The 14,691-nt window shown below is 65.4% G+C and carries 18 protein-coding genes; 12 read left to right on the top strand and 6 right to left on the bottom strand.

Features of this window, described 5'->3' with window-relative positions:
• Positions 1–74 precede the first annotated feature (74 nt).
• On the bottom strand, positions 75–674 hold the full coding sequence (locus tag A4C63_RS14585) for a LysE/ArgO family amino acid transporter (RefSeq protein ID WP_063913269.1): 600 nt from the start codon (positions 672–674) through the stop codon (positions 75–77).
• 102 nt (positions 675–776) lie between these two features.
• Here A4C63_RS14585 and A4C63_RS14580 point away from each other — a divergent pair, with 102 nt between their 5' ends.
• The 3 genes from A4C63_RS14580 (at position 777) to A4C63_RS14570 (ending at position 3,669) form a co-directional block, all read left to right on the top strand.
• A complete protein-coding gene (locus A4C63_RS14580; RefSeq protein ID WP_054573319.1) occupies positions 777–1,667 on the top strand; it encodes a LysR family transcriptional regulator ArgP in 891 nt (296 codons plus the stop codon).
• Between the two features lie 49 nt (positions 1,668–1,716).
• Positions 1,717–2,712 (top strand): NAD(P)-dependent oxidoreductase, encoded by a 996-nt coding sequence (locus A4C63_RS14575; RefSeq protein WP_063913268.1) that lies wholly within the window; start codon positions 1,717–1,719, stop codon positions 2,710–2,712.
• 87 nt (positions 2,713–2,799) lie between these two features.
• Complete coding sequence (locus A4C63_RS14570; RefSeq protein ID WP_063913267.1) at positions 2,800–3,669, top strand: hypothetical protein; 870 nt, start codon at positions 2,800–2,802, stop codon at positions 3,667–3,669.
• 109 nt (positions 3,670–3,778) lie between these two features.
• Here the strand turns inward: A4C63_RS14570 and A4C63_RS14565 are convergent, their stop codons facing one another.
• Together A4C63_RS14565 and A4C63_RS14560 are read right to left on the bottom strand one after the other, a co-directional pair.
• Complete coding sequence (locus A4C63_RS14565) at positions 3,779–4,828, bottom strand: alkene reductase (RefSeq protein WP_025753943.1); 1,050 nt, start codon at positions 4,826–4,828, stop codon at positions 3,779–3,781.
• Between the two features lie 17 nt (positions 4,829–4,845).
• On the bottom strand, positions 4,846–5,148 hold the full coding sequence (locus tag A4C63_RS14560; RefSeq protein ID WP_063913266.1) for a helix-turn-helix transcriptional regulator: 303 nt from the start codon (positions 5,146–5,148) through the stop codon (positions 4,846–4,848).
• Between the two features lie 150 nt (positions 5,149–5,298).
• Between A4C63_RS14560 and A4C63_RS14555 the strand changes: the two genes are divergently transcribed.
• On the top strand, positions 5,299–5,883 hold the full coding sequence (locus A4C63_RS14555) for an ACP phosphodiesterase (RefSeq protein ID WP_063913265.1): 585 nt from the start codon (positions 5,299–5,301) through the stop codon (positions 5,881–5,883).
• Positions 5,884–6,005: 122 nt separating this feature from the next.
• On the opposite strand, the gene A4C63_RS14550 is transcribed toward A4C63_RS14555, so the two are convergent.
• Together A4C63_RS14550 and olsB are read right to left on the bottom strand one after the other, a co-directional pair.
• The gene (locus A4C63_RS14550; protein ID WP_063913264.1) at positions 6,006–6,794 is read right to left on the bottom strand and encodes a lysophospholipid acyltransferase family protein; all 789 of its coding nucleotides are present in this window, start codon (positions 6,792–6,794) and stop codon (positions 6,006–6,008) included.
• The gene (gene olsB / locus A4C63_RS14545; protein WP_063913263.1) at positions 6,794–7,549 is read right to left on the bottom strand and encodes an L-ornithine N(alpha)-acyltransferase; all 756 of its coding nucleotides are present in this window, start codon (positions 7,547–7,549) and stop codon (positions 6,794–6,796) included. Before olsB ends, A4C63_RS14550 begins: the two co-directional genes overlap by 1 nt.
• A 161-nt stretch (positions 7,550–7,710) precedes the next feature.
• On the opposite strand from olsB, the gene A4C63_RS14540 reads away from it, so the two are divergent.
• The 6 genes from A4C63_RS14540 (at position 7,711) to A4C63_RS14515 (ending at position 12,564) form a co-directional block, all read left to right on the top strand.
• Entirely contained in the window at positions 7,711–8,598 is an 888-nt protein-coding gene (locus A4C63_RS14540) for a hypothetical protein (protein WP_063913262.1), read from the top strand.
• A 175-nt stretch (positions 8,599–8,773) separates the two neighbouring features.
• A complete protein-coding gene (locus A4C63_RS14535) occupies positions 8,774–9,856 on the top strand; it encodes a serine hydrolase (RefSeq protein ID WP_063913261.1) in 1,083 nt (360 codons plus the stop codon).
• On the top strand, positions 9,853–10,149 hold the full coding sequence (locus tag A4C63_RS14530) for a hypothetical protein (RefSeq protein WP_063913260.1): 297 nt from the start codon (positions 9,853–9,855) through the stop codon (positions 10,147–10,149). Before A4C63_RS14535 ends, A4C63_RS14530 begins: the two co-directional genes overlap by 4 nt.
• Before the next feature lie 44 nt (positions 10,150–10,193).
• A complete protein-coding gene (locus tag A4C63_RS14525) occupies positions 10,194–10,775 on the top strand; it encodes a YceI family protein (RefSeq protein ID WP_063913259.1) in 582 nt (193 codons plus the stop codon).
• Position 10,776: 1 nt separating this feature from the next.
• On the top strand, positions 10,777–11,934 hold the full coding sequence (locus A4C63_RS14520; protein ID WP_063913258.1) for a phosphatidylserine/phosphatidylglycerophosphate/cardiolipin synthase family protein: 1,158 nt from the start codon (positions 10,777–10,779) through the stop codon (positions 11,932–11,934).
• Positions 11,935–11,985: 51 nt separating this feature from the next.
• A complete protein-coding gene (locus A4C63_RS14515) occupies positions 11,986–12,564 on the top strand; it encodes a DJ-1/PfpI family protein (protein ID WP_063913257.1) in 579 nt (192 codons plus the stop codon).
• Between the two features lie 118 nt (positions 12,565–12,682).
• Here the strand turns inward: A4C63_RS14515 and A4C63_RS14510 are convergent, their stop codons facing one another.
• Positions 12,683–13,081, bottom strand: coding sequence for a nuclear transport factor 2 family protein (locus tag A4C63_RS14510; protein ID WP_025340507.1), 399 nt, complete (start codon positions 13,079–13,081; stop codon positions 12,683–12,685).
• Between the two features lie 115 nt (positions 13,082–13,196).
• Here A4C63_RS14510 and A4C63_RS14505 point away from each other — a divergent pair, with 115 nt between their 5' ends.
• Both A4C63_RS14505 and A4C63_RS14500 read left to right on the top strand, forming a co-directional pair.
• Positions 13,197–13,787: a GNAT family N-acetyltransferase gene (locus A4C63_RS14505; RefSeq protein WP_063913256.1), complete on the top strand. Its 591-nt coding sequence runs from the start codon at positions 13,197–13,199 to the stop codon at positions 13,785–13,787.
• Positions 13,784–14,656: a carbon-nitrogen hydrolase family protein gene (locus A4C63_RS14500; protein WP_063913255.1), complete on the top strand. Its 873-nt coding sequence runs from the start codon at positions 13,784–13,786 to the stop codon at positions 14,654–14,656. Before A4C63_RS14505 ends, A4C63_RS14500 begins: the two co-directional genes overlap by 4 nt.
• Positions 14,657–14,691: the final 35 nt, after the last annotated feature.

Genomic DNA, 14,691 nt, shown 5'->3' with positions numbered 1-14,691 from the left:
GCCTGGCAGATCGAGCGCCGCCCGCGCGGCGCTCGATCTGCCAGGCGATGAAAATGTTATGACAGGCGCAGAATTCAATTGACGATCAACTGCGCCGCCACCGCGAACATCATCACAGCCACCATCAGGTCGAGCATGCGCCAGGTCGCTGGCCGGGCCAGCCACGGTGCCAGCCAGGCCGCGCCGATTGCCAGGGTCGAGAACCACAGCAGCGAGGCACTGGCGGCGCCGGCCACGTAGGCACCAGGCGCAGCCTGCTGGGCGCCCAGCGAGCCGATCAGCAACACCGTGTCGAGGTACACGTGCGGGTTCAGCAGGGTCACCGCCAGGGCACTGAGCAATACCGCGCGGCGTGAGCGCGCACCCTGGCCTTGCTGGTGCTGCAGGCTCTGCTTGGAGCAGGCGCTGCGCAAAGCCTTGGCGCCGTACCAGAGCAGGAACACCGCGCCGCCCCAGCGGGCGATCGCCAGCAAGGTCGGGTTGTGCGCCAGCACGGTGGCCAGGCCGAACACTCCGGCGGCCACCAGGATGGCGTCACAGACGATGCACAGGGCCGCCACCGGCAGGTGATGCTCGCGGCGCAAGCTCTGGGCGAGGACGAAGGCGTTCTGTGCACCGATGGCCATGATCAGGCCGAAGGCCACGAGCATACCGTTGAGATAGCTTTGCCACATGGCGTGCTCTCCAAAAAAGAATTGCTAAAAGATGCTGGCCATTGTGATGAACCACGCTGTATAAGAAAAACAAATAGAGCTGATCAGTCATTAGGAAAATCGATGTTCGACTACAAGCTGCTGGCCGCCCTCGCCGCGGTGATCGAACAGGGTGGTTTCGAACGCGCGGCGCAGGTGCTTGGGTTGTCGCAGTCGGCCATCTCCCAGCGCATCAAACTGCTTGAGGCGCGGGTCGGCCAGCCGGTGCTGGTGCGAGCCACACCGCCAAGCCCGACCGAAGTCGGCCGCCAGTTGCTCAACCATGTGCAGCAGGTGCGCCTGCTTGAACGCGACCTGCAGCGCCAGGTGCCGGCGCTGGACGAGGAGGGCATGCCGGAGCGCCTGCGCATCGCCCTCAACGCCGACAGCCTGGCCACCTGGTGGGCCGGCGCAGTGGGCAATTTCTGCGCACAGCAGAACGTGCTGACCGACCTGGTGGTGGAGGACCAGGAAGTGGGCCTGAAACGCATGCGTGCGGGCGAAGTGGCGGCCTGCCTGTGTGGCAGCGAGCGGCCGGTGGCCGGGGCGCGCAGCCTGCCACTGGGCGCCATGCGCTACCGGGCGCTGGCCAGCCCCGGGTTCATGGCGCGGCATTTTCCGCAGGGCTTCGCTGCCAGCCGCCTGGCCCGTACCCCGGCGATCGTGTACGGCCCGGACGACTTCCTGCAGCACCGCTACCTGGCATCGCTGGGCATCGAGGACGGGTTCCTGCACCACTTGTGCCCGTCGTCCGAAGGCTTCCTGCGCATGACCGAAGCCGGCCTGGGCTGGGGCCTGGTGCCCGAACTGCAGGCCCGCGAGCAACTGGCCAGCGGCCAGTTGGTGGAAATCTGCAGCGATACCCCCATCGATGTGCCGCTGTACTGGCATCATTGGCGCAATGGCGGGCAACTGCTCGCGCAACTGACCGACCACCTGCGGCACACCGCACGGCAATGGCTGGTGCCCTTGTAGCCACGGCTGGCGTCAGTTGCATCTGAAATCTGGCAAGACGGAGTCTTACATGCGAATTCTGGTCACCGGCGCGAGTGGCTTCATTGGCGGGCGCTTTGCGCGCGTTGCCCTGGAGCAGGGCCTGGACGTGCGGGTCAGCGGCCGTCGAGCCGAAGGGGTCGAGCACCTGGTCAAGCGCGGCGCCCAGTTCATCCCCGGCGACCTGGGTGATGCCGAACTGGCCCGCCGTCTGTGCCAGGGCGTCGAGGCCGTGGTGCACTGCGCTGGCGCGGTGGGCAACTGGGGGCGCTACCAGGACTTCTACCAAGGCAATGTGGTGGTCACCGAAAACGTGGTCGAGGGTTGTTTGAAGGAGCACGTACGACGCCTGGTGCACCTGTCATCGCCGTCGATCTACTTCAATGGCCGCTCGCGCCTGGATATCCGTGAAGACCAGGTGCCTCGCCGCTTCCACGACCACTATGGGCAGACCAAGTACATGGCCGAGCAGAAAGTGTTCGGTGCCCAGGAGTTCGGCCTCGAGGTGCTGGCGCTGCGTCCACGCTTCGTCACCGGCGCCGGCGATGCCAGTATCTTCCCGCGGCTGATGCAGATGCAGCGCAAGGGGCGTGTGGCGATCATCGGCAACGGCCTGAACAAAGTCGATTTCACCAGCGTGCACAACCTCAACGAAGCGCTGCTCAGCGCCCTGCTCGCCGACGACCGGGCGCTGGGCCAGGCCTACAACATCAGCAACGGCCAGCCGTTGCCGCTATGGGACGTGGTCAACTACGTGATGCGCCAGATGCAGCTGCCGCAAGTTACCCGTTACCGCTCCTACGGCCTGGCCTACAGCCTGGCCGCGCTGAACGAGGCGGCCTGCATGTTGTGGCCAGGGCGCCCGCAACCGACCCTGTCGCGCCTGGGGATGCAGGTGATGAGCCGCGATTTCACCCTGGATATCAGCCGCGCCCGGCAGTACCTGGACTACCAGCCCAAGGTCAGCCTGTGGACGGCGCTGGATGAGTTCTGTGCCTGGTGGAAGCACCAGCCGCCGGGGCAGTGAAACCGCCGGGCCGACAATGGACATCAACACGCCGCGCTGGCGGTTTATACTCGTGCCTCTTTGCGACTACCGCGGTTGAATGTATCCATGCGTAACCATGCTCACGATGACTACGATGACGTGCCTACCCTGCGGGCCGGCACCCATGACGATGACGAACTGATGCCGGCGCACGTGGTGCGCAGCCGTCAGAAAGCCGCTCGCGGTGCCAGCACGGCACCGCTGTGGGCATTGCTCGGGGCCTCGTTCATCGCCTTGGCGGGCCTTGGCTGGTGGAGCTTCCAGCAGATCTCGCTGATGGAGCAGCAGCTGGTGGCGACCCAGGAAAGCTTTGCCCGCATCAGCGAAGAGGCGGCCGGGCGCCTGCAGGCAATCAGCGGCAAGGTGGCGGCCAGCGAATCCGGCGCCACTACCAACAGCGAGGCGCTGAAGCTGCAGCTGCGCCAGTTGCAGAAGGGGGTGGCCGGGCAAACCGGCGATCTGGGCAAGCGCCTGGAGCAGGTGCTGGCCGATACCCGTGAACAGCAGAAGGCCGTGACCGAGCTGCAAAGCCAGTTGCAGGCGCAGTTGAAGCTGGTGAATGGCGAACTGGCCGCGTTGCGCTCTGGTCAGGTCGATGGTGGCAAGCTGGATACCCAGTTCAAGGGCCTGAACGAACAGGTTGCTGCGCTGAAGGCCGCGCAGGTGGATGGCGCCAAGCTGGATGGGCAGCTCAAGAGCCTGGGCAGCGAAGTGGCGGCGCTGAAGAAGCAGGGTAACCCGAGCGCGGCCATCCAGGACCTGGAGCAGGACATCCTGGTGCTCAAGAGCCAGATCGACAACCGCCCGGCTGCGTCGTCGGCGGGTGGTGCTTCGGTGCAGGAGTTCGATGCGTTCCGGGCGCAGACGACCCGCAACCTGAATACCTTGCAGAGCCAGATCCAGAACCTGCAGCAGCAGATCAATGCCCGGCCCTGAGATCAACTGAGCCTTCTTCGCGGGCACGCCCGCTCCCACAGTGGTCAGCACAATCTTCAAGCTTGCCGCTGTCCCTGTGGGAGCGGGCGTGCCCGCGAATGGCCCTCAATCACAGCCGCGGATAATCGATATACCCCACCGGCCCCCTGCCATAGAAGGTCTCCGGCCGCGCCTCGTTCAGCGGCGCATCCGCCGCCAGCCGCGCCGGCAGGTCAGGGTTGGCGATGAACGGCACGCCAAACGCCACTGCATCGGCCTTGCCACTGGCCAGGGCCGCATTGGCGCTGGCCTTGTCAAACCGCTCATTGACGATGTACGGGCCACCGAACGCCTCTTTGATCAGCGGGCCGATGCTGTCATCGGCTTCCCGTTCCCGCGAGCAGATGAAGGCGATGCCCCGCTTGCCCAGCTCACGGGCTACGTAGGTAAAGGTTTCGGCACGGTCGGCATCGCCCATGTCATGGGCATCGGCACGCGGCGCCAGGTGCACGCCCACGCGGTTTGCGCCCCACACCTCGATGGCCGCATCGGTCACTTCCAGCAGCAGGCGCGCACGGTTTTCCAGCGAGCCGCCGTAGCGGTCGGTACGCTGGTTGGTGCTGCTCTGCAGGAACTGGTCGAGCAAATAACCGTTGGCACCGTGGATCTCCACGCCATCGAAACCGGCAGCCTTGGCATTCTCGGCACCGCTGCGGTAGGCCTCGACGATGTCGATTATTTCTTCGGTTTCCAGCGCGCGCGGGGTGGGGTAGTCGCTGAGCGGGCGCACCAGGCTTACATGGCCCTTGGGCTGGATCGCGCTGGGGGCCACCGGCAGCTCGCCGTTCAGGTAGCTGGGGTGGGAGATGCGGCCAACGTGCCACAGCTGCAGGAAGATGCGCCCGCCGGCGGCATGCACGGCCTTGGTCACATTGTTCCAGCCACGCACCTGCTCGTCGTTCCAGATACCGGGGGTATCCGGGTAGCCGACGCCCATGGCGCTGACCGAAGTCGCCTCGCTGAGAATCAGCCCGGCACTGGCGCGCTGCACGTAGTACTCGGCCATCAGCGCATTGGGCACGCGGCCTTCGTCAGCCCGGCAGCGGGTGAGCGGGGCCATGATGATGCGGTTGGGCAGTTGCAGGTCGCCCAGGGTGATCGGATCGAAAAGCGTGGTCATGACGGTTACCTGCCTGTTCAGAGTGCTTGGCGCAGTTGTTCGAGAAACGCCTGGATGGTGGTTTCGTTACGTTTGAAGAAGTGCCATTGGCCGATCTTCTGGCTGCTGATCAGCCCGGCGCGCTGCAGGGTGGCCAGGTGGGCGGAGACGGTCGACTGCGACAGGCCGCAGCGTTGGTCGATCTGTCCGGCACACACACCGTTCTCGGTGCTGTGGTACTGGTCGGGAAATTGCGTCGCCGGGTCCTTCAGCCAGCTGAGGATTTCTCGCCTGACCGGGTGGGCCAGCGCTTTTATGATTTCGTCGAGATCGAGAGGCATGGGTTGAGGCTCGTTGTAGCGGTATATCGCGATAGGGCGAAATGTAAATCGTGGTTTCCCGATATACAAATACCAAGAGGTTCTGAGTTGAGTGCGAATCGCTATATCGCGTTATAACGATATACTGGCCGGCGGTGTTAGACTGCGCTCATGAACTACCTCGCACACCTGCACCTCGGCGGCCCGGCGCCGCAACAACTGCTTGGCAGCCTGTATGGCGACTTCGTCAAGGGCTCGCTGGAAGGGCGCTTCCCACCTGCGCTGGAGGCGGCCATCCGGCTGCATCGGCATATCGACAGCTATACCGACCAGCACCCGTTGGTGCTGGCGGCACTGGCGCGTTTCCCACGGGAACGGCGGCGTTTTGCCGGCATTGTTCTGGATGTGTTTTTCGACCATTGCCTGGCGCGGCATTGGCGGGATTATGCCGAGCAACCGTTGGAGCAGTTCACCGGGGACTTTTATCGGGTGTTGCTGGCGGAGCCCGAGTTACCGGGGCGGCTGGCGCGGATTGCGCCGTTCATGGCGGCGGATGACTGGCTGGGGGCGTATGGGGATTTTGCCACGCTGGAGCAGGTGTTCAACGGCATTGCCCGGCGCTTGTCGCGGCCGGAGGGGATGGTTGGGGTGATGGGGGAGCTGGAGCGGCTGTATGAGCCATTGCTGGAGGACTTCAGGGCGTTTTATCCGCAGTTGCAGGTGTTTGCCGCGGCTGGCCGGTTGTCTGGCTGTTAGTCCTGTGCCAGCTTCTTCGCGGGTGAACCCGCTCCCACAGGTACAGCGCTATCTTCGGGATCACACTATCCCTGTGGGAGCGGGTTTACCCGCGAAGAGGCCGGTACTGGCAGTGCAAGAATTCAGGCTGCCCGCGCCTGCCGCCGTGGCGCCAGCTCAACGTCTTCAACCCCGAACAATGCCAGGTGAATCGCCTGCTGCGCCTGCAACGCCAGCACCGCTCGCTCCTTGCCCACACTGCCGATCGGCTGCAGCAGCTGAATGCAAACCTCCCCCCGCGGCTGGGCGAACAGGCGCATCAGGTGCGACACCAGGTCATCATCACCAATGAACGGCGCAATCGGGTCGATCTGGCCATCGCGCAGGTACTGGATGGCGACCGGCTGCACCGCCACGCCGCGGTCGATGGCGCCTGCCAGCAGACGGCCATGGAAGGTGCGCAGGTTGCGGCCGTTGGTGGTGGTGCCTTCCGGGAAGATCAGCAGCGGCCGGGCCAGGCCCAGTTGCCCGGCGATCTGTTCACGCAGGCGCTGGCTGTCGCCCCCGCCACGGCGGATGAACAGGGTGCCGGCCTTTTCCGCCAGCCAGCCGGCCACCGGCCAGTGGCGCACCTCGGCCTTGGACAGGAACGACAGCGGCAGCAGCATGCCGAGCAGGGGGATATCGGTCCAGGACACATGGTTGCTGACCCACAGCATCGGCCGCTGCGGCAGCTCACCGACCACCCGCACATCGAAGGGCAGGGCCGCGACCAGGCGCTTCATGAACAGGCAGGTCCAGCGCTGGCGGCGCTCGATGGGCGCCTTGAACCCCAGGCGTTCGCCCAGGGCGATCACGCTGGCCATCAGCATGCCCAGCAGCAGTACCAGCAGCAGTCGAGTCAGGCGGGCCAGTACCCGCAGCTTCGGCATCAGACCGCTGCCTTGAAGTGGCGGGCGTAGCGCGGGCACAGCTCGTCGCGCTTGAGCAGGATGAACACGTCGGCCACCTGGAAGTCTTCGTCCCAGCACGGCTCGCCGCAGATCTTCGCGCCCAGGCGCATGTACGCCTTGAGCAGCGGTGGCATTTCGGCAATGACGTTGTTTGGCAGGGCCAGTTTGGGCAACGGGTTCTTCGGCTCGGCACGCAGGTGCTCGGTGCACAGGTAGCGGTCACGCAGGCGCTGCATCACCGCGTGGGCCTGTACCCCGCCATCTTGCATGGGGATGCTGGCGCAGCCCATCAGGTAGCTGTAGCGGCCTTCGTTGAGCACTTCGGCCAGTTCGCCCCAGAGCACGGCGATGGTGCCACCGTTGCGGTAGTCGGGGGCTACGCAGGTGCGGCCCAACTCCAGGATCGGGCCCTGCAGCTGCAACAGGCCGTGCAGGCTGAATTCTTCTTCGCTATAGAAGCGGCCCAGGCTGCTGGCGGCCTGATGGTCGAGCAGGCGGGTGGTGGCAACCAACTCGCCGGTGCTCAGGTCGCGTACGCCAATGTGGCGGCAGTGCACGTCGTAGTCGTCCATGTCCAGGCCTTGCTCGGCACCATTTAGCCTGGCCTTGAATTCGGCGCTGAACACTTTGTAGCGCAGGGCCTGGGCTTCTTGCAGGGCCGCGGCGCCAACCAGGCGTTCGGCTTGCAGACGGCGTTCGGTGCTGTTGTCGCCAGCGTGAGCGATCCGAGTCATTACGAGTCTCCATAAGCCAGCCATGAAGGGTTGCGGCCGGTCGGCTTTGTTGTGCAAAGTCAGCCTAGGTAGACGGGGTGTCACCCCTGTGAATCTTTGGTGATGCTTGCGTGACACCCCCCTGAGTCTTAACAGAAAGCCCCTCAGCAAGGAGCCGACCGATGGCCTGGTTGCAACGACTCAACGACCCGCTTCGCCAAGCGCTGGCGGGCACCCTGGGCGAAACCTATGCAGCGCTGCTCGAGCGCCTTGGCCCGGTTGCCCCGTTCGAACTGGCGGTGCTCGGTGGGCGCGCAATGGCCACCCCGGGCCTGGCTTTCCTGGTCGGCTACCAGGCCGCCTTGCGCGTGCTGTGGCCCAGTGCCCCACCCAGCCTCGGTGCCCTGTGTGCCACAGAACGGCGCAGCGTGCGGCCGGCGGACATGCGCACGCGCCTGGACGGCTTGCGGCTGACCGGCAGCAAGGACTTCGTCACTGCGGGCCTGGAGGCGGAATGGCTGCTGGTGGCGGCGCGCAGCGAGGCGACGGGGGCGGCGCCGCAGTTGAACCTGGCGGTGGTCTACCCCGGGGAGCCAGGGGTGACGCTGGAAGCGCTGCCCACCCTGCCGCTGATGCCAGAGGTGGGCCATGGGCGGCTGGTGCTGGAGCAGGCTGCGTGCGAGTTGCTGGCCGGTGATGGTTGGGATGCCTATGTGAAGCCGTTCCGTTCGCTGGAGGACTTGTATGTGCTTACGGCGTTGACGGCCTGGCTGTATGGCGTTGGGCAGGAGTGCGCCTGGCCGCAGGCCCTGCGCCTGCAGTTGCTTGGGCTGCTGGCCGGGTGTGCCGAGGGTAGCCGGCAGTGTGCCGACAGCGTTGGCTGCCATTTGTTGCTGGGCGGGTTGTTTGCGCAGTTCCAGGCGCTGCGGGGGGAAATCGATGCCGCGTTGGCGGCGGGGGCGGCGCATTGGGCGCAGATCTGGCAGCGTGACCAAGGGGTGATGGCGCTGGCGGCGGCGGCGCGGGAGAAGCGGCTGAACAAGGCGTGGGCTGCTGCGGGATTGTCATGAATGCCTGATAGGTTGGTGTGATCCGATGATTCCTGGGGCCGCTGTGCGGCCCTTCGCGGGCTTGCCCGCTCCCACAGGTATGTCGCTGACTCCATGAATGGTGCGATCCCTGTGGGAGCGGGCGGGCCCGCGAAGGGCTGCAAGGCAGCCCCAAATAACGCGAGCCTGTACTGGGATGCTGAAAGGTCTGCTGCTGTTTTTTTGTATGGCCATGGCCCCTGCCAAGGCTGAGGTCTGGCCTGACCCTGACTGGCACAACGACCCTGCCCCCCTCGACTGGCAAGCCGTCGACGCCTACGCCTTCCCCGCACGCGCCACTGCCGAACGCAGCGGCATCCGCACCGACGCGCTGCTGATCATCCGCGACGGGCGCATCCTCCACGAACGCTACGCCCCCCCGACCAGCGCCGCCACCGCCCACCTCACCTGGTCGATCAGCAAGAGCGTGCTTGCCACGCTGCTGGGGGTAGCCCAGGGCGAAGGCCGCTTCCAGCTGCAGGACCCGGTCACCCGCTTCTACCCGGCCATGCAGGCCCATCCCGGCGTGCGCATGGCCGACCTGCTGCATTGGGCCAGCGGCCTGGACTGGCAGGAGGACTACGAGTACGCCCCACTCAAGTCCTCGGTGGTGGCCATGCTGTATACCCGTGGCCGCGAGGACATGGCGGCCTATACGGCAGCGCGGGACACGGTGGCCAGCCCGGGCCAGCGGTTTCTCTACTCCAGTGGCGACAGCAACCTGCTGGCCGCCGCGCTGCGCGGCATGCTCGATGCCAGTCAGTACCCCGACTACCCCTGGCATGCGCTGTTCACCCCGTTAGGGATCGACAGCGCGGTATGGGAGCGTGACAGGGCGGGTACCTACGTGGGCTCGTCCTACCTGTACCTCAGCGCTCGCGACCTGGCACGCATCGGCCTGCTGATGCAGCGCGAGGGGCGCTGGCAGGATCGGCAATTGCTGCCCAGGCCCTGGGTGGCCTTCAACCGCACGCCGTTCGCCGCGGCCGAAGCAGTGCCCGGCGAGGCCAACCCCGGCGGACACTGGTGGCTCAACCAGCCGCTGGCCGGCGCTGCACGGCCTTGGCCGAGTGCGCCTGCCGACACCTACGCAGCCCTTGGCCACTGGGGCCAGGCGCTGTACGTGCTACCCGCGCAAAAGCTGGTGATCGTGCGATACGCCGATGACCGCGACGACAGCTACCAGCACGACGAGATGCTCAAGCTAATACTGGTGGCGCTGGCCGGGAAGGGGGCATGAAGCGGGTAGTGCTGCTGGTATTGCTGGGGCTGGTGTACTGGGCCTGGCACGAGCGCCAGGCCCTGGCGGACTTCCCCGGTATCCTTTCGGCCTACTCGGCCAAGGAATACTGCTCGTGCCGCTTCGTCATGGGTTTCGAACCGGCATATTGCCAAGGCTACGTGAAGCAATGGCTGCCGCTGAGCCTGCTGGAGGAAAACAGCCAACAGCGGCAGGTCACCGCCGAAGGCCTGGGCCGACGCAATCAGGCCGCCTGGCAAGGCCCACGCGAGGGCTGCCGCTTGCTGCCGTGAAGGCGGGCGGGTAAGGTTGGCGGCCTGGTTTCACGAGATCTGTCATGTTCAAGCTGCCCCGCCTGCTGCCCGCCTTGTTGCTGGCTTTTTGCCTGCCCGCCCACGCCAACTGGCACCTCGATGGCGAGTCCTCGCGCCTTTCGTTCATTACCGGCAAGAACGGTAACACCGCCGAAGTGCACCGCTTTCTGGTGCTGCATGGCACGGTGGACCGCAAGGGCGTTGCCGGGCTGAGCATCGAGATGGACTCGGTGAGCAGTGGCGTTCCGCTGCGTGACGAACGCATGCGCGAGGACCTGTTCGAGGTCGAGCGTTTTGCCGAAGCCAAGGTGCAGGCGCAACTGGACCTGCGGCCGATCAACGACCTGGCCAACGGTGCCCAGATCGAACTGCGCCTGCCGCTGACGGTGACCCTGCATGGCCAGTCGCACAGCTACAACGCCTTGCTGCTGGCCACCCGCCTGGACGAGCGACGCTTCCAGGTGGTGACCCTTGAGCCCCTGGTGCTGCGCGCCGAGGATTTCGGCCTGCTGCCAGGGCTGCAACGCCTGCGCAAGTTCGCCGGGCTCAAGTCCATCAACCCGACGGTGCCGGTTAGTGCGGTGCTGATCTTCACCGCCCGCTGACATGTCGGGGCCGGTCTTCCCCTGGCGGGATGGCAACCAGTTCGAACTTTTGATCGACGGCCCCGAGTTTTTTCCGCGCATGCTCCTGGCGATCATGCGCGCCGAAATCCAGGTCGACCTGGAGCTGTACCTGGTCGAGGCCGGTGACTGCGCGGATGCGGTGGTCGAAGCGTTGGAGCAGGCCGCCCGACGCGGCGTGCGGGTGCGCTGCCTGTTCGACGACTATGGCTCGCTGGCTTTCAACAGCAAGCTGCGTCAGCGCCTGCTGGAGGCGGGTGTGTACCTGCGCTGGTACAACCGCCTGCGCTGGAAGCGCGGCCTGCGCAACCTGTACCGCGATCACCGCAAGCTGCTGCTGGTGGATGAGCGCTGGGCCGTGGTGGGCGGCACGGGCGTCACCGACGAGTTCTGGACGCCGGGCGAGGCGACCAGTGAATGGCACGAGGTGATGGTGCAGATGCAGGGGCCGGTGGTGAACGACTGGCAGTTGCTGTTCGACCGCCAGTGGCACGCCAACAACCGTCGCACCGCCTGGCGCCCCGCCGAGGGCTTTGGCCTGCCACGCCTGCCCAAGGTGCCTGCGCAGGGGCAGGGCATGGGCCGGGTAGCCTATGCCGACGCCCGCCAGCACCAGGACATCCTGCATTCGCTGGTGCGGGCGATCAACAGCGGCAAGCAGCGAGTGTGGCTGGCCACACCTTACTTCCTGCCGACCTGGAGCGTGCGCCGCTCGCTGCGCCGGGCTGCCGGCAAGGGGGTCGATGTGCGGCTGCTGCTGACCGGTCCGCGCACTGATCACCCCTCGGTACGTTACGCCGGGCACCGCTATTACCCCCGTTTGCTGCGCGCCGGGGTGCGCATCTACGAGTATCAACCGTGTTTCCTGCACCTGAAAATGGTGCTGATCGACGACTGGGTCAGTATCGGCTCATGCAACTTCGATCACTGGAACCTGCGCTTCAACCTCGAGGCCAATATCGAAGCACTCGACCCGCCGCTGACGGCGGCCGTGCAGGCCAGCTTCGAGCGTGATTTCGCCTTGAGCGAGGTGGTCGACCTCGGCCATTGGCATGCCCGGCCGCTGTGGCGCCGGGTGAAGCAGCGGTTGTGGGGGTGGCTGGACCGGTTGGTGGTCAACTTGCTCGACCGTCGCGACTGAGACCGGCTATCGTGCAGTGACTGTCTCAAGGTAATCGAAGGAGTGGGTGCGATGACGGCGAAGAAAATTCTCATGCTGGTTGGTGACTACGTCGAAGACTACGAGGTCATGGTGCCGTTCCAGGCGCTGAGCATGGTCGGGCACACGGTGCATGCGGTATGCCCGGAAAAGGTCGCGGGGCAGACAGTGCGTACCGCGATTCATGATTTTGAGGGCGAACAGACCTACAGCGAAAAGCCGGGGCACAACTTTGCCTTGAATTATGACTTTGTGCGGGTGCGGGCCGAGAGTTACGACGCGTTGTTGATCCCGGGGGGCCGTGCGCCAGAGTACCTGCGTCTGGATGAAAAGGTGCTGGAGCTGGTGCGCGCGTTCGACCAGGCCGGCAAGCCGATCGCGGCGGTATGCCATGGTGCCCAGTTGCTGGCAGCGGCCGGTGTGCTGGAAGGGCGTGAATGCAGTGCGTACCCGGCGTGTGCGCCGGAAGTGCGCCTGGCGGGTGGGACATTCATCGATATCGCGGTGGACCAGGCGCATGTGGACGGCAACCTGGTGACGGCACCGGCATGGCCGGCGCATCCGGCGTGGCTGGCTGCCTTCCTCAAGGTGCTTGGTACCCGTATTGTCTGACAGGGCCTCTTCGCGGGCATGCCCGCTCCCACATTTACCTCACTGCTCTGAAGTTGTGTGGGATCCCTGTGGGAGCGGGCGTGCCCGCGAAGAGGCCAGTACAGGCAATACACCCTGATCAGGCCACCTGCTCGACCCAGTCATTGAGGTTGTAGTAGTTGGTCACCCGGGCAATCTTCCCGCAGTGGATATAGAAGAACGCCCCCGCCGGCAGCACATAGGTCTGCCCGTTGGCCGCCGGCAACCCTTCGTCATCGGCCAGATATTCCCCATGCACGGTGAACTCCGCCGCCGCGCGGCTGCCGTCGGCGTTCTGCATTACCACGATATCGGCCAGGCGCTCGCGGTAGCAGCGGTTCATCTTGTCCATGAACGCTGCAAACCGGGCCTTGCCCATCTGCCGCTCGCCCTGGTTGATGTCGTGGATCACATCCTCGCTGAGCAGGGCGAGAAAGGCGGGCATGTCTCCAGCGTTGAAGGCGGCGTAGTAAGCATTTACCAGTTCGGTAGCGGTCATGGAACAATACCTGTCGTGGAGGGAAAAGGCGGGTCGTTGCTCCGGATGATAGGGTTTCCCCTCAAGCCCGGCTTAGCCGAGCGCGTCATCCACATCGACAAAACGACCGCCAAGCATGGAAATACGCCTGTTGCACGGCGCCGCTATCGCGCCTTACATCGATGACCTCGCTCGCCTGCGCCTTACCGTGTTCCGCGAGTTTCCCTACCTTTATGACGGCACCCCGGAGTACGAGGCCGAGTACCTGGCCACCTATGCGCGCTCCGGGCGCAGCCTGGTGGTGCTGGCGCTGGACGACGGCAAGGTGGTCGGCGCCTCCACCGGCCTGCCGCTGGTGGATGTCGCCCCCGAGTTCCAGCAGCCGTTCCTGGCCCAGGGGCGTGACCCGGCCAGCGTGTACTACTTCGGTGAATCGGTGGTACTGCCCGAATACCGTGGCCAGGGCCTGGGGGTGCGCTTTTTCATCGAGCGCGAGTCCTACGCGCACAAGCTGGCCGAGTTCGATTACTGCGCGTTCTGCGCGGTCGAGCGGCCAGGGGTGCATCCGCGGCGGCCAGTGGACTACAAACCGTTGCACGGCTTCTGGCGAAACCGCGGCTTCCTGCACGACCCGTCGCTGCGCACCAGCTACGCCTGGCGTGACCTGGACGAGCAGGAAAGCTCCGACAAGCTGATGTCGTTCTGGCTCAAGGAACTGCCGATATGATTCGCCTGGCGGCCTGCCAGTATGCCATCGAGCTGCATGAAACCTGGGAGGCCTACGCCGACCACCTGCAAGGCCTGTGCGCCGAGGCGGTGGAAGCTGGGGCCCGCCTGCTGCTGTTGCCGGAGTACGCCGGGCTGGTGCTCAGCGGGCAGCTGAGTGTCGAGCAGCGAGGTGACCTGAAGGCTTCCATCGCCGGCATCCAGCCGCTGATCGAGCCATGGAAGGCGCTGTGCGAGAGCATTGCCCGGCGCTGGGGGATCTACCTGCAACCGGGCAGCGTACCGGTGCTGGACAGTGATGGGCGCTACCGCAACCGTGCCTGGCTGTTCGGCCCCAAGGGTGTACTGGGCTACCAGGACAAGCTGATGATGACCCGTTTCGAGCGGGAGCAGTGGGACATAGCCGCGGGCCAGGGGCTGCAGGTGTTTGAAACCGAACTGGGGCGCCTGGGGATCCTGATCTGCTACGACAACGAATTCCCGATGCTGGCCCGGCGCCTGGCCGAGGCTGGTGCCGACCTTATCCTGGCGCCGAGCTGTACCGACACCGAGGCGGGTTACCACCGGGTGCGCATTGGCGCGCAGGCGCGGGCGTTGGAGAACCAGCTTGCGGTGTTGCAGAGCCCTACGGTCGGGCTGGCGCCCTGGTCGCCGGCGCTGGACGAGAATATCGGCCGGGCAGGGTTGTTCGTACCGCCGGATCACGGGATGCCGGGGGATGGGGTGGTGGCCTTGAGTGAGGAATTGAGCCCTGCCACTAGTCAGTGGCTGGTCTGTGAGGTGGACCTTGAGGAAGTACGGCGGGTGAGGCGGGAAGGGCAGGTGTTTACCCGCAGGGATTGGCCGGAGCAGTTCGAACGAATTGTGTAGAACAGGGGCGGCCTCTTCGCGGGTGAACCCGCTCC

It is taken from the genome of Pseudomonas sp. p21, from assembly GCF_001642705.1.
Taxonomy (GTDB): domain Bacteria; phylum Pseudomonadota; class Gammaproteobacteria; order Pseudomonadales; family Pseudomonadaceae; genus Aquipseudomonas.
This window is presented reverse-complemented; position numbering and strand designations above follow the sequence as displayed.